Source organism: Aurantiacibacter spongiae (assembly GCF_003815535.1).
GTDB classification, from domain to species: domain Bacteria; phylum Pseudomonadota; class Alphaproteobacteria; order Sphingomonadales; family Sphingomonadaceae; genus Alteraurantiacibacter; species Alteraurantiacibacter spongiae.
This window is the reverse complement of record NZ_RPFZ01000001.1, coordinates 1,927,875-1,939,794: the sequence shown is the minus strand read 5'-3', so window position 1 is coordinate 1,939,794 and position 11,920 is coordinate 1,927,875. Positions and strand designations below refer to the sequence as shown.

Below are 11,920 nucleotides of genomic sequence, written 5' to 3'. Positions count from 1 at the left end.
ATGCCCGAGCGGACCGACCTGCCGCTGGCCGTTTCCGCCATGTTGCTCGCACAACTGTCCATCAATGGCGGTGCGGCGCTCGGCAAGAGCCTGTTTCCGCTGGTCGGACCAGAAGGCGTCGCGGCCCTGCGGACCGGGATCGCGGGCCTGATCCTCCTGGGGCTCGCGCGGCCGTGGCGCGCCTGGCCATCGGTAGGCCAGATGCGGTGGCTCGTGCCGTACGGACTGGCGCTGGGCGGAATGAACCTGCTGATCTACTGGGCGTTCGCGCGCATTCCGATCGGCATCGCCGTCGCCATAGAGATTACCGGCCCGCTCTCAGTCGTGCTCGCCATGTCGCGCAACGGGCGCGACCTGTTGTGGTTCGCGCTGGCGGCAACCGGTGTAGCGCTGCTCGTGCCCTGGCCGGGCCGGTCATCCGCGCTCGATCCGCTCGGTGTCGCTTTCGCGCTTGGGGCGGCGGCCTGCTGGGCCTGCTACATACTGTTCGGCAAACGGGCCGCGCAGGTGCCGAGCCTGACGGCGGTTTCCGTCGGAATGATGTTCGGATGCCTGCTGACGGTGCCGCTGGGCGTGGCCGAGGAAGGCGCGCGACTGCTCGATCCGGATATCCTGATGCTCGGCCTGACCGTGGCGCTCCTGTCGAGCGCTTTGCCCTACGCACTGGAAATGCGCGCGCTTGCCGGGTTGGACAGCCGCCTGTTCGGCACGATCAGCAGCGCCGCACCGGCGACCGCCGTGCTGGCCGGCTGGGTCTTCCTGGGCGAAGCCCTGCGACCCGTCAGCATTCTGGGCATAGGGTGCGTCATCGCGGCCTGTGCCGGGGCATCCCTCACCAGCGGAGCGCCGCTCGCTCGCCCGCGGGAGAACCTGGCGAGCTAGGAGTTCGTGCCGAGGTGTCGAAACCAGTCTGCATAAGGGGTGTTCTCCGCCATGTGCCGGTTCAGGTCCGGCGAGCCGTCGTCCCACCAGACCGGCCCGCGTTCGCCCAGCTCCCGCTTGGCGGCATCGACCCGCCGGCGCGCGGCTCGCAGCGCGTCTTCGTCCTCGGTCTGCGTCGCCTCCCGCACCGCGCGCCGCGCGGCCATGAGATCATCAACGAGACGCTGCCGCCTGTCTTCTGGCAGATCGGGGTTGCTTGCGCGCCACAAGCGTCCGCGCACGACGATGTAACGACCGTCGGGCGTTTTGGGCGGCCCCTCGCTCAGGATCCTGCCTCGTCCAGGGAAAGCTCGGCGGTCTCCGCCCAGTCGAGATCTTCCCAGGCGAGATCGCGCCCGTCATGCGCGCGGACCGTGATGCGTTCAACCGGCTGCCGGTCGCGGCTGTCGACCAGGGTCAGGTGAGGCGCGATGTTGACGCCGTATTTCTCGCCCCACTGGCGCAGGGCCAGCATGGCCGGCAGAAGGTCGCGCCCCTTCGCGGTCAGACGATATTCGACCTTGCGACGATCATCCTCGCACTGCTCGCGCAGCATGACACCGTGCTCAACCAGCTTGGCGAGGCGATTGGAAAGAATGTTTCGCGCGATACCCAGTTCGCAGGAGAACTCCTCGAAGTGGATGATCCCGGCGAAGGCCGCGCGCAGGATCATGAAGGACCACCGCTCCCCCATCACATCCAGCGCATGCGGCAGCCCGCATTTGGTCAGGTCGCGCAATGATTGTCGTGTCGCCATGCGATGCGTGCCTTATGCCTTGCAGGCCGCGTGATACATCGAAACGCAACAAATCCAAACCGGTAGCAGTCAGGGCGTTCGGAACAGGACAGGTTTTCGTGCTCGCTCACGGAAGCAGTCCGGCGTTGCGAAGGGCCACTTCGAGAGTGCGCGAATCGGTAAAGAGATGACCGTGCCAGCCGCGCGCCTTTGCGGCGGCGATGTTGTCGGCCCGGTCGTCGATGAAGAACAGTTCGCCCGGCGGGTGGCCGAACCGGCGTTCCGCGATGGCATAGATTTCGGGATCGGGCTTCGCCACCTTCTCGCGTCCGGAGACGACGATATCGCGGAAGCCGTCGAAGATATCCTGGCCGGGGCGAAAGCCGTCCCAGAACTCCGCGCCGAAATTGGTAAGGCCGTAAACCGGCACGCCAGCGCCGGTCAGGCGGCGAACTATGGCATGGGTGCCCTCGACCGGGCCGGGAATCGTCTCGTTGAAACGGGTTCTGTAGGCCTCGATGACGTGCGCATGGTCGGGATGGCGCGCCTGCAGTTCGGGGACCATTTCATCCAGCGGTCGGCCGGCGTCGTGCTGAAAATGCCATTCGGGCGTGACGACGTTGGCGCAGAACCAGTCCAGTTCCGACTCGTCTTCGATCAATTGACCGAACAGCAACCGCAGATCCCAGCGGTAGAGGACCATGCCGACATCGAACACGACGGCGGCCGGCACCGCGGAGGCGTCAACGCCGGACATGCAAAAGGCCCCCGGTCGCCCGGAGGCCCCGCCTCGACCGGCTGCCGCGAGCGAAGTCGCGGCCCGGCACTTCAGCCCTGGCGAGCCTTGAAGCGGCGGTTGGTCTTGTTGATGACGTAGGTACGTCCGCGACGACGGATCACCCGGCAATCGCGATGGCGGTTCTTCAGCGACTTCAGGCTGTTGCGGACTTTCATGACTGTTCTATCCCGTCGAAATAACAAGCGGCACCGGAGATGGGTCTCCGATGCCGGAAAATCAAGGCGCGCGGATAGTCCGGTGCCGGGTGAAGGTCAACCCTCCTGGCGAATGTCAGCCAGCCGGCGCTCCCAGGCGAGCGCATGGGCGACGATCGTCTCCAGATCGTCGTAAGCCGGTCGCCACGGCAGCGCCGCCTTGATGCGGGACGGATCGGAAATGAGCGAATCGGGATCGCCCGCCCGGCGGGGCGCGAAGTCCCGCTCGATCCGCATGTTCGTTACCCGGTCCACAGCGTCGAGTACTTCGAGCACCGAGAACCCGCGACCATATCCGCAGTTCATGGTCATCGAGGTTTCCGGGTTCGCCATCAGTTCCTCGAGCGCCAGCACGTGAGCTGCCGCGAGATCGCTGACATGGATGTAGTCGCGCACGCCGGTACCGTCGGGCGTATCGTAATCGCTGCCGAACACCGCCACCTTGTCGCGCTTGCCCAAAGCTGCCTCGACCGCAACCTTGATGAGATGCGTGGCGCCCGCGGTCGACTGCCCGCTGCGCGCCTGCGGATCGGCGCCAGCGACGTTGAAATAGCGCAACGCGCAGTAATTCATGGGATGCGCCGCGGCGGTATCGGCCAGCATCTGCTCCGTCATCAGCTTCGACCAGCCATAGGGATTGATCGGCCGCTTCGCGCTGTCTTCGCCAACCGGGGACGTGTCGGGAATGCCGTAGGTCGCTGCGGTCGAGCTGAAGATGAAATGCGGTATGCCCGCCCGCACCGCTGCCTCGATCAGCGCGCGGCTCTTCGCCGTGTTGTTGCGATAGTATTTGAGCGGATTGTCCACGCTTTCCGGCACGATGATGGAGCCTGCGAAATGCATGATCGCGCGGGTTGCGTGCTCGGCGAAGATGCGTGCCAGCAGATCCGCGTCCTCGATATCACCCACGTGAAGCGGAACGTCGTCAGGCACCGCGAAACGAAAACCCGTCGTGAGATTGTCGATGACCGCGACCGGCCAGCCGCGATCCCTCAGCGCGAGAACGGCGTGGCTTCCGATATAGCCGGCACCGCCGGTCACGAGAACGGGGATGGGTTCGCTCATGCCGCGGTGCCTAGCAGGTTAAGACTAACCGGCAATTACCGTCCACCGGATGCGGGGCCAGGCACCGGCGCGGCGTTCGTGCGTTTAGCGGCACATGAGAAGATCCGCCCTGACCGCCCTTGTCGTTCCGCTGCTCGCAGCCGGATGCGCCGCACCCGCCTACGTTTCCCCGGTCGAGGTGACGCGCTTCGTCGGCCCGTCCCCGGCCTATCTCGGCCAGGGAACGATCGAACTGGTCGCCGGTCCCGGCGAAGCTGCCGACAGCCTCGAATATTCCGTCTATCGGGATGCCGTCCGGCGCGAACTGGAAATGCTCGGATACCGCGTGGTCGCGCAGAACGCGCAACAGGTGGCGAGCGTGCAGTTCGAGGATTATGTCGGCGACGAGATACGTCGGCGCGGACCGGTCAATGTCGGGGTGGGCGGATCGACGGGCAGCTACGGCTCCGGCGTGGGCGTCGGCGTAGGGCTCGACCTGACGCCGCGCCCCGCCGAGCGTATCCTGCGCGAGATATCCGTCGCCATCCGGCCCGCCGGGGGTGGCACCAATCTATGGGAGGGCCGCGCCAGCATGACCGCCACCGTCAATAGCGACATGGCCGACGACCGCGCGGCCGCCGCGCGAATCGCCGATGCGCTGTTCGCGGGATTTCCCGGCAATTCCGGTGAGACTATCGAGGTAGAATGACAGACACGAACGATACCGACATCATCATCGATTCCGCATTCGACAGCGGCAATATCGAAGTCCTTTCCATCGACGGCGCCAAAGCGAGGCTGCGCATTCCGCGCGATCGCAACAGCGAATTCGCGCAGTGGTTTCATTTTCGCGTCGGCAATGCGGCCGGGCGCGAGGTCACGCTGGTCATCGATCAGTTGAAGGAAAGCGCCTATCCCGAGGGCTGGCCCAATTACCGCGCCTGCGTCAGCGAGGACCGCGCCTTCTGGGGCCGCGCGGACACGACATACGACAAGGATACCGGGGGCGGAACGCTGACCGTTACCTACACCCCGGTATCCGACATGGCCTATTTCGCCTATTTCGCCCCCTATCCCTACGACCGGCACCTCGATCTGATCGCCGAGGCGGCAAGCAGCGAGGGAGTGCGCCAGCGCCGTATCGGCAAGACTCTCGACGGGCGGCCGCTCGACATGCTGGAACTGGGCGAAGGCGAGACCCAGGTCTGGTTCTACGCACGCCAGCATCCCGGCGAAAGCATGGCCGAGTGGTGGATGGAGGGAGCGCTGGAAATGCTGACCGATCCCGCCGACCCCGTCGCCCGCACGCTGCGACGGCGATGCCGGTTGCATATCGTCCCCAATTGCAACCCCGACGGCTCGTTCCGCGGGCATTTGCGGACCAACGCCCACGGGGTGAACCTCAACCGCGAATGGGACGCGCCCAGCCCCGAAAAATCGCCGGAAGTGCTCGCCATCCGCAATGCGATGGATAAAAGCGGCGTCGATTTCGCGATGGATGTGCACGGCGACGAAGCCATTGCCGCGGTCTTTCTCGCCGGGTTCGAGGGCATTCCTTCCTGGACCGACGAACAGGGGGAACGGATGTATCGCTACCAGCGCATCCTCGCGCGCCGGACCCCGGACTTCCAGACCGCGAAGGGCTATCCCAAGTCGGCGGCCGGCAAGGCCAATCTCGCCATCAGCACCAATCAGGTCGCGGAGCGTTTCGGCGCCTGCGCGATGACGCTCGAAATGCCTTTCAAGGACAACGACGAACTGCCCGACGCGGCTCAGGGCTGGAGTCCGGAGCGCTGCAAGCTGCTGGGCCGCGAGTGTCTCGCGGCACTGGCCGAATGGCTCGGCGAGGAGGACACCGACTAGCCGATCCCACGGCCGGCTAGGGCTGGACCACCACCCAGCGCAGACCGGTCAGATTCCCTTCCCCCATCAGGCGAGTGTTGGCCGTCCATAACGTCCACGGGCGTCCTGCGTAATCAGGCTGGACGAAGTCACGCTCCAGCCAGAGATTGCGCTCGATGCGCGTGGCGATGCCGTACCGCGCCTCGAACGTGGGCGCGATCTTGAGCACGACGGGTTGACCAACATGATTTTCGACCTGGTTGATGAAGGTCGTCAATTCGCTTTCCACCGCCGCCTCGATCACCGGATCGCCGCATTCGCTGGCCAGCTTGTCGAGCGCGATAACAGGTGGCAGCGTCGTCGCGTCGCGCGGAACGATGGTGACGAAATTCGCCGTCTGCCTCTCGGCCGGAACGCAGGGGTCGTAGGCGTGGACCACGCCGTGCGGCAGTCCGATGGCGCCTACCGCATCGAGATTGCGCGGGAAATCCGCGTCGCGTCCGCTCGCTCCGCGGCTCGCCTCCAGATAGGCGAAATCGGCACCGGTGGCGCGCAGGGCGGTGAAATCGACGTCCCCATCGGCCTCTCCGACGAGAACGCCCTGAACCGGGTACTCGGAGCGCGGCGGCTGCCAGTGCAGCGCGCGCCATCCCCCCCATACCGCGCCGACCAGGGCGATGAGGAGCACCAGGCCGGCGATACGCCAGCGCCAGGTTTTCCTGCGTGTCCTGCCCATGCGCGCCCGCCTCAGGCCTTGATGTGAAGAACGCAGATCAGCGTGAACAACCGCCTGGCGGTTTCGAAATCGGTTTCGACCTTGCCTTCGAGCGATTCGAGCAGATGCCGCGTCCCGCGATCGTGAATGCCGCGTCGCGCCATGTCGATCGTCTCGATCTCCTGCGCCGAAGCACGCCGAAGCGCCTTGTAATAGCTGTCGCAGATGGCGAAGTAGTCGCGCACCACGCGGCGCAGCCGGGCCAGTCCCAAGCCGATCGTGCCCGCATCCTCGCCATCGCGATCCTTCAGATGCCAGGCCAGCATTCCGTCGACGACCGACAGGTGCACGCGCCATGGCCCCCGATGCCCGTTACCCGTCGCACGAATCGGACGGAAGCTGTTTTCCTCGACGAGATCGCGCAGGGCGACTTCCCGCTCCTTCTCGATCTGCTCGTTGCGCGCAAGAACCGTTGCCTCGTCGAGCGAGATCGTGTCGATCCGGTTGTCCTGCGCGTCGGTCATCGGGCGGCCCTTCTGGCCCAGGGGAGGGTGATGTTGCAATCGCGAATGATCGGCCGGGAAATTTCGTCCCCGCTATCCACATCCCCGCACTCGCGATTTTCGATGGCACCGTATTGCCGGCGGGCCGGCGCTCTTGCACAAGGGCGATCATGCCCGATCAAGACCTCCTGACCCGTTCCGACAGGGGCGGCATCTCGCCCGCGCCCACCGACAGGGGAGAGGGCCGCACCCTGCCCGCCAATCTGGAGGCGGAAGCCGCCTTCCTGGGTGCGGTACTGATCGACAACCGGGTTCTGGAAGAACTGATGGTCGCCCTTCGGCCCGACCATTTCTACGCCCCGGTGCACGCCCGCGTGTTCGAGCGTATCCTGGTCCTGATCGACCGCCAGATGGTCGTGACGCCGGTCACGCTAAAACCCTATTTCGAGGCTGACGAGGCGCTGGCCGAACTCGGCGGAACCGCTTACCTCGCGCAGTTGACTGCCGACGGGCAGGGGTTGCTCAATCCGCGCGAGCTGGCCCAGCAGATCTACGACCTCGCCCTGCTCCGGGAACTGGTCGCGGTCGGCCGCGACCTGGTCGAGAACGCGCTCGATACGTCGGAAGACGTCGAACCCATGCGCCAGATCGAGCAGGCCGAGGCTCGCCTGTTCGAAGTGGCAGAGGGCGCGACCGGCACGTCCGAGGCGGAAAGTTTCCGCGGCGCGACGGGCAAGGCGCTCGAACTGATCGAGACCGCCATCAATTCGGGTGGTCACGTCTCGGGCAAGACGACCGGGCTGTCCTCCGTCAACGAAAAGGTCGGGGGGCTGCACGATTCGGACCTCATCATCCTTGCCGGCCGGCCCGGCATGGGGAAGAGCTCGCTCGCCACCAACATCGCCTTCAACTGTGCCGACCGCTACATGCGAGACAAGGCGGACGGGATCGAGAAATCGGTTGGCGCCGGGGTCGCCCTCTTCAGCCTCGAGATGTCCAGCGATCAGCTCGCCACGCGCATTCTGGCGGAGCAGGCGGGCCTTTCCTCGGAAGCGCTGCGCATGGGCAAGATCAGTCGCGACGACTTTCAGAAGCTGTCCTATGCGAGCCAGCGCCTTACCGAATTGCCGTTGTATATCGACGACACCCCGGCGCTCACCATCGGCGCCCTGCGCACGCGGGCCCGGCGGCTCAAGCGGCGGCACGACATTGGCCTCATCGTGATCGACTACCTGCAACTCCTTCAGGGATCGGGCCGAGCGCAGGACAACCGCGTGAACGAGATTTCGGAGATCAGTCGCGGGCTCAAGACGCTGGCCAAGGAATTGCAGGTTCCGGTCATCGCGCTCTCGCAGCTCAGCCGCGCGGTCGAGCAGCGCGAGGACAAGCGCCCGATGCTGTCGGACCTCAGGGAATCGGGGTCGATCGAGCAGGACGCGGACATGGTCTGGTTCATCTTTCGCGAGGATTACTACATCGCCGCGCGCGAACCCAAACGCCCGGTCGAAAGCGACGACCCCAAGATTCACGACGCGCACAATGCGTGGGCGGCGGAGATGGAGGGCGTCTTCGGCCTGGCGGAGCTGATCGTTGCCAAGCAGCGCCACGGCGCGACCGGCAAGGTCCGCCTGAAATTCGAACCGAAGATCACCCGTTTCTCCGACCTTGCGGAGGACGATTACCGCAACGGCAACGATTTCGACTGACAGCGGAACGCTTCGCCTACAGTCCCAGATTGAGTTTCCGGCTGACGTTGTAATCGACCACCGTCACCAGGAACCAGCTCGCCCACCACTTCGCGCGGGTAAGGATGTCTCCGCGCCGCTCGTCGAGTTCGCGCGTGATCCGCTGACACGCCGGAAACTTGTCGTGAATGAAGCCGCGCATCCGTTCGGCGAGAGCCGCATCCTCGATCCGTACGACGATCTCCAGGTTCACGTACAGGCTGCGCATGTCGAAATTGGCGCTGCCCATGTACACCGCGTCGTCCAGCACGATCAGCTTGGTGTGAAGCTTGCACGGCATGAATTCGTAGACGTTCGCCCCCGCCGCGAGCAGCTTTCGGTACAGTGCGCGCGCCGCCCCGATGGTCGCGGCGTTGTCGCTCTTGCCCGCGAGTACGAGATTGGTGCGGCCTTTCCCGGCAATCTTGCGAATGCATTTGCGCAGCGCGCGGTTGGGCGAGAAATAGGCCATCATCATGTCCAGTTTCTCGCCCTCGTCGAGATCCTTGCTGACGCATTTCGCCCAGCTTGACAGGCCCTTGGTCGGCCCGCCGATCAGAAGTTGCACGGGCGGTCTGCCGCCGTCCCATTTGCGCACGCGCCGACGGATATCGCGAAACTGGGCCTTGTCGTCGCTCGTCCAGGCGACGAGTTCGTCGAACCATTCGGAAACCTGCCCGACCAGTTCGCCGCCCTCGATGAAAAACGCCAGGTCGTTCCAGCCATTGGCTTCGGGCGGCGCGAAATAGTCGTCCTCCACGTTGAAGCCGCCAAGCATCGCGCGCTCGTCGTCGGCGATCACGATCTTCTGATGGTTGCGGATCAGAGCGCGGCGCGACCATTTCGGAAGAAAGCAGCAGAACTGCCCTCCCGCGGCGGTGAGTTCGCGGAAGAAGTCCTCATCCGCTTCCGCCCCGAAGCCATCGACGATCAGCGATACGTCGACACCGCGCTTCGCCGCCGCCACAAGGGCGTCGCGGATGGTGGTGCCCGACGCATCCTTGGCGAAGATGTAGAAGGCGACCTGCAACGATTGCCGCGCGCCCTCAATCAGCTCCACAAGAGCGCGCATTCGGTCCTTCCCGGCGGGGTAGAAGACAAGATCGACCCCGTGTGCGCTGCCCCGGAAAGGGGGCGGGTCGGTGTAGCTGGCAGGGTCGGCCGGGTCTGCGTTCGTTCGCGTCATTGCGCCCCCCTTAGCACGCCTCGCCGTGGGCGACAGGGCCCCGATTTCCTTGACCTTGGTGCGGCCGCCGGCTAGACGCCGCCCTTTCATCCATCCCAGTTTCATCGGAGTGCCCATGGCGCGCGTTACAGTTGAAGATTGCGTCGACAAGATCCCCAACCGTTTCGATCTCGTTCTTCTGTCCGCCCAGCGGGCGCGGGAAATTTCCGGTGGCGCGGAACTGACCGTCGATCGCGACCGGGACAAGAACCCGGTCGTCGCCCTTCGCGAGATCGCGGAACAGACCGTGAAGCCCAAGCATCTGACCGAATCGGTCGTGCAGTCGCTCCAGCGTGTCCTGCCCGACGAAGAGGACGAAGCGGACGAGATCGGTTCGCTGAGCCAGTCGGCAGAAGCCATGCGCCTGTCGGCCGCCGCGCCGACCCGTTCGACCTCGATCGGCAGCGATTACGACGGTTGAGGGCCGTTATTGGCGAATAAAGGGGCCGCGCCGGCAACGGCGCGGCCCTTTTTCTTTCGTCTTCATGCCCGTCAGGCGCCCCGCCCCGTCCTGTCCTGCAAGGCGTCGATGCGCTTCGAAGCTTCCGCCTTCGACAGTGTCTCGTCGTAGGAGTCCGGCTCGCCGGCTTCCTCGCACAAGGTCTTGAGATAGCTAGCCTGCGCCCCGGTCATGGCTTCGTCTCCGGTGGTCCAGTTGTCGGGATCCTTTTGGGCATTGGTAACCGGATCGGACTTCGGGTGGTCGGATGGTATGGTACTGCTCATGGGCCTTGCTCCTTTTCCGTTCAACCGCTTCGATCACCTTTTGTTCCGTCTCGACATAAGCCCGTCGTGCGGTAGATTGCGCCCGGCGGAGGGGCGGCATGAGCGATCTGTTCGACGGTATCGGAACGGCAGCACAAGGTGGTTTGCTGGCCCGCGCGCTCGATCCCGATTCCGGTGCCAAGCGCCCGCATCCCCACCAACCGGAAGCCTGCCTCAACTGCGGGACGGAGCTGACCGGAGCCTATTGCCGGGCCTGCGGGCAGCAGGGCCATGTCCATCGCACCATCGGCGCGTTCATGCACGATCTGCTGCACGGCGCCCTTCATTTCGAGGGCAAGCTGTGGCGCACGCTCCCCATGCTGGCGCTGAAGCCCGGTTCCCTCACCCGCCGCTACATAGACGGGGAACGGGCGCGCTTCGTCTCGCCGATGGCGCTGTTCCTTTTCGCGGTATTCCTGATGTTCGCGATCTTTCAGATGGCCGGCCTGACTGCGCCCACCGACCTCGAAGGCAGGATAAGCCCGGAAGCGGGCCTCGCCAGCGTCGAGCGGCAGCTCGAGGCGCGCCGCGATGCGGCACAGGCGCAACTTGACGAGATGCCCGCCGACGATCCGCAGCGCGCCGCGACGGAGGCTGCGATCGAGCAGGTCGAAGACGATCTCGACGGTCTGTGGCAGAACCGGCGCTACGTGGTCGATGACGAACGTTCCTTCATCAATTTCGGCACTGACGGGACTGGGATTCCCCTGATCGACAAGCTGGCCAAGAAGTGGAACGACAATCCGGGGCTGATGCTCTACAAGTTCCAGGCGAACAGCTACAAGTTCAGCTGGCTGCTCATCCCGATCTCCATTCCCTTCGTCTAGCTGCTGTTCGCATGGCGGCGCCAGTCCAAGGCGTATGACCACGCGATTTTCGTCACCTACTCGCTGAGCTTCATGACGATGCTGTTCATCGTCATATCGCTGATCGGCGTGGCCGGTTTCGGAACGCTGGCGCTATGTCTCGCGCTCGTCGTGCCGCCGATCCATGTCTACAGGCAACTGCGCGGGGCCTACGGCCTTTCGCGACGTTCGACGATCTGGCGGCTCCTGATCCTGAGCGCGTTCATCTGGATCGCGGTCGCGCTGTTCGTGAACATCCTGTTCCTGCTCGGCGCGATGTAGGAAAGCCCCTCGACGGAGCGAGCCTCAGTCCGTGTTCGGCTCGCGGTCCGCGGGATCGGTCACGGTCTTCTCGTTGGCGTCGTAATCGGCCTCGTCCTCGGCCATGTCGTCGCGCAGGTCGGCCGCCCCTTCGCTGAGCTTGTCGGCGGCGACGATGGCTCCTTCGCGGATACGTTCGCCGGCAACCTTGGCGTTCGCCTCGGTATCGGCGGCGGCGCCCTGGGCTGCCTTCTGAGCGGAATCCTGCGTCGATTCCGAACAGGCGGAGACGCCGGCGACGAGGGCGAGCAAGACGACTGGCGAAACGAAGGTCTTCATGGTCGAG

Annotated in this window: 17 protein-coding genes; 7 read left to right on the top strand and 10 right to left on the bottom strand. The window is 64.9% G+C overall.

The features are described from left to right. A complete protein-coding gene (locus EG799_RS09445; protein ID WP_123880604.1) occupies nt 1-882 on the top strand; it encodes an EamA family transporter in 882 nt (293 codons plus the stop codon). Here EG799_RS09445 and EG799_RS09440 read toward each other — a convergent pair. From EG799_RS09440 to galE, 5 genes are all read right to left on the bottom strand, one after another. Next, nucleotides 879-1,151 carry a hypothetical protein gene (locus tag EG799_RS09440; RefSeq protein WP_325051112.1) on the bottom strand — a complete coding sequence of 91 codons (273 nt, stop codon included), beginning with the start codon at nt 1,149-1,151 and terminating at the stop codon, nt 879-881. The two genes, EG799_RS09445 and EG799_RS09440, sit on opposite strands and share 4 nt — an antisense overlap. Nucleotides 1,152-1,204: 53 nt before the next feature. Then, complete coding sequence (locus tag EG799_RS09435; RefSeq protein ID WP_123880600.1) at nt 1,205-1,678, bottom strand: winged helix-turn-helix transcriptional regulator; 474 nt, start codon at nt 1,676-1,678, stop codon at nt 1,205-1,207. 106 nt (nt 1,679-1,784) lie between these two features. Then, entirely contained in the window at nt 1,785-2,414 is a 630-nt protein-coding gene (locus EG799_RS09430) for an HAD family hydrolase (RefSeq protein WP_123880598.1), read from the bottom strand. Between the two features lie 71 nt (nt 2,415-2,485). Next, nucleotides 2,486-2,611, bottom strand: a complete 126-nt coding sequence (gene ykgO / locus EG799_RS09425) for a type B 50S ribosomal protein L36 (RefSeq protein WP_011415100.1) — start codon at nt 2,609-2,611, stop codon at nt 2,486-2,488. A gap of 96 nt (nt 2,612-2,707) precedes the next feature. Then, nucleotides 2,708-3,715: a UDP-glucose 4-epimerase GalE gene (gene galE, locus EG799_RS09420; protein ID WP_123880596.1), complete on the bottom strand. Its 1,008-nt coding sequence runs from the start codon at nt 3,713-3,715 to the stop codon at nt 2,708-2,710. Between the two features lie 94 nt (nt 3,716-3,809). Between galE and EG799_RS09415 the strand changes: the two genes are divergently transcribed. Continuing rightward, entirely contained in the window at nt 3,810-4,403 is a 594-nt protein-coding gene (locus tag EG799_RS09415; protein WP_123880594.1) for a DUF4136 domain-containing protein, read from the top strand. Continuing rightward, nucleotides 4,400-5,557 (top strand): M14 family metallopeptidase, encoded by a 1,158-nt coding sequence (locus EG799_RS09410; RefSeq protein WP_123880592.1) that lies wholly within the window; start codon nt 4,400-4,402, stop codon nt 5,555-5,557. The genes EG799_RS09415 and EG799_RS09410 overlap by 4 nt, the downstream gene beginning before the upstream one ends. Nucleotides 5,558-5,573: 16 nt before the next feature. Here the strand turns inward: EG799_RS09410 and EG799_RS09405 are convergent, their stop codons facing one another. Together EG799_RS09405 and EG799_RS09400 are read right to left on the bottom strand one after the other, a co-directional pair. Then, nucleotides 5,574-6,272, bottom strand: coding sequence for a glycoside hydrolase family 25 protein (locus EG799_RS09405; RefSeq protein WP_123880590.1), 699 nt, complete (start codon nt 6,270-6,272; stop codon nt 5,574-5,576). A gap of 11 nt (nt 6,273-6,283) precedes the next feature. After that, entirely contained in the window at nt 6,284-6,775 is a 492-nt protein-coding gene (locus EG799_RS09400; RefSeq protein ID WP_123880588.1) for a UPF0262 family protein, read from the bottom strand. 149 nt (nt 6,776-6,924) lie between these two features. Here EG799_RS09400 and EG799_RS09395 point away from each other — a divergent pair, with 149 nt between their 5' ends. Then, nucleotides 6,925-8,460, top strand: a complete 1,536-nt coding sequence (locus EG799_RS09395) for a replicative DNA helicase (protein WP_123880586.1) — start codon at nt 6,925-6,927, stop codon at nt 8,458-8,460. Between the two features lie 16 nt (nt 8,461-8,476). On the opposite strand, the gene EG799_RS09390 is transcribed toward EG799_RS09395, so the two are convergent. Continuing rightward, on the bottom strand, nt 8,477-9,664 hold the full coding sequence (locus tag EG799_RS09390) for a phospholipase D-like domain-containing protein (RefSeq protein WP_158611052.1): 1,188 nt from the start codon (nt 9,662-9,664) through the stop codon (nt 8,477-8,479). Nucleotides 9,665-9,779: 115 nt separating this feature from the next. Between EG799_RS09390 and rpoZ the strand changes: the two genes are divergently transcribed. Further along, the gene (gene rpoZ / locus EG799_RS09385; RefSeq protein ID WP_123880582.1) at nt 9,780-10,124 is read left to right on the top strand and encodes a DNA-directed RNA polymerase subunit omega; all 345 of its coding nucleotides are present in this window, start codon (nt 9,780-9,782) and stop codon (nt 10,122-10,124) included. Between the two features lie 71 nt (nt 10,125-10,195). Here the strand turns inward: rpoZ and EG799_RS09380 are convergent, their stop codons facing one another. After that, entirely contained in the window at nt 10,196-10,429 is a 234-nt protein-coding gene (locus tag EG799_RS09380) for a DUF3072 domain-containing protein (RefSeq protein ID WP_123880580.1), read from the bottom strand. Nucleotides 10,430-10,527: 98 nt separating this feature from the next. Between EG799_RS09380 and EG799_RS09375 the strand changes: the two genes are divergently transcribed. Next, the gene (locus EG799_RS09375) at nt 10,528-11,295 is read left to right on the top strand and encodes a DUF3667 domain-containing protein (RefSeq protein WP_325051111.1); all 768 of its coding nucleotides are present in this window, start codon (nt 10,528-10,530) and stop codon (nt 11,293-11,295) included. 72 nt (nt 11,296-11,367) lie between these two features. Further along, a complete protein-coding gene (locus EG799_RS14330; RefSeq protein ID WP_325051110.1) occupies nt 11,368-11,595 on the top strand; it encodes a hypothetical protein in 228 nt (75 codons plus the stop codon). A gap of 24 nt (nt 11,596-11,619) precedes the next feature. Here EG799_RS14330 and EG799_RS09370 read toward each other — a convergent pair whose 3' ends face one another. Further along, on the bottom strand, nt 11,620-11,913 hold the full coding sequence (locus tag EG799_RS09370) for a hypothetical protein (RefSeq protein ID WP_181950893.1): 294 nt from the start codon (nt 11,911-11,913) through the stop codon (nt 11,620-11,622). Nucleotides 11,914-11,920: the final 7 nt, after the last annotated feature.

Coding starts and splice junctions, on each gene's coding strand:
- EG799_RS09445 (WP_123880604.1), top strand. CDS start 1: ATGCCCGAGCGGACCGACCTGCCGCTGGCCGTTTCCGCCATGTTGCTC.
- EG799_RS09435 (WP_123880600.1), bottom strand. CDS start 1,678: ATGGCGACACGACAATCATTGCGCGACCTGACCAAATGCGGGCTGCCG.
- EG799_RS09430 (WP_123880598.1), bottom strand. CDS start 2,414: ATGTCCGGCGTTGACGCCTCCGCGGTGCCGGCCGCCGTCGTGTTCGAT.
- ykgO (WP_011415100.1), bottom strand. CDS start 2,611: ATGAAAGTCCGCAACAGCCTGAAGTCGCTGAAGAACCGCCATCGCGAT.
- galE (WP_123880596.1), bottom strand. CDS start 3,715: ATGAGCGAACCCATCCCCGTTCTCGTGACCGGCGGTGCCGGCTATATC.
- EG799_RS09415 (WP_123880594.1), top strand. CDS start 3,810: ATGAGAAGATCCGCCCTGACCGCCCTTGTCGTTCCGCTGCTCGCAGCC.
- EG799_RS09410 (WP_123880592.1), top strand. CDS start 4,400: ATGACAGACACGAACGATACCGACATCATCATCGATTCCGCATTCGAC.
- EG799_RS09405 (WP_123880590.1), bottom strand. CDS start 6,272: ATGGGCAGGACACGCAGGAAAACCTGGCGCTGGCGTATCGCCGGCCTG.
- EG799_RS09400 (WP_123880588.1), bottom strand. CDS start 6,775: ATGACCGACGCGCAGGACAACCGGATCGACACGATCTCGCTCGACGAG.
- EG799_RS09395 (WP_123880586.1), top strand. CDS start 6,925: ATGCCCGATCAAGACCTCCTGACCCGTTCCGACAGGGGCGGCATCTCG.
- EG799_RS09390 (WP_158611052.1), bottom strand. CDS start 9,664: ATGACGCGAACGAACGCAGACCCGGCCGACCCTGCCAGCTACACCGAC.
- rpoZ (WP_123880582.1), top strand. CDS start 9,780: ATGGCGCGCGTTACAGTTGAAGATTGCGTCGACAAGATCCCCAACCGT.
- EG799_RS09380 (WP_123880580.1), bottom strand. CDS start 10,429: ATGAGCAGTACCATACCATCCGACCACCCGAAGTCCGATCCGGTTACC.
- EG799_RS09375 (WP_325051111.1), top strand. CDS start 10,528: ATGAGCGATCTGTTCGACGGTATCGGAACGGCAGCACAAGGTGGTTTG.
- EG799_RS14330 (WP_325051110.1), top strand. CDS start 11,368: ATGACGATGCTGTTCATCGTCATATCGCTGATCGGCGTGGCCGGTTTC.
- EG799_RS09370 (WP_181950893.1), bottom strand. CDS start 11,913: ATGAAGACCTTCGTTTCGCCAGTCGTCTTGCTCGCCCTCGTCGCCGGC.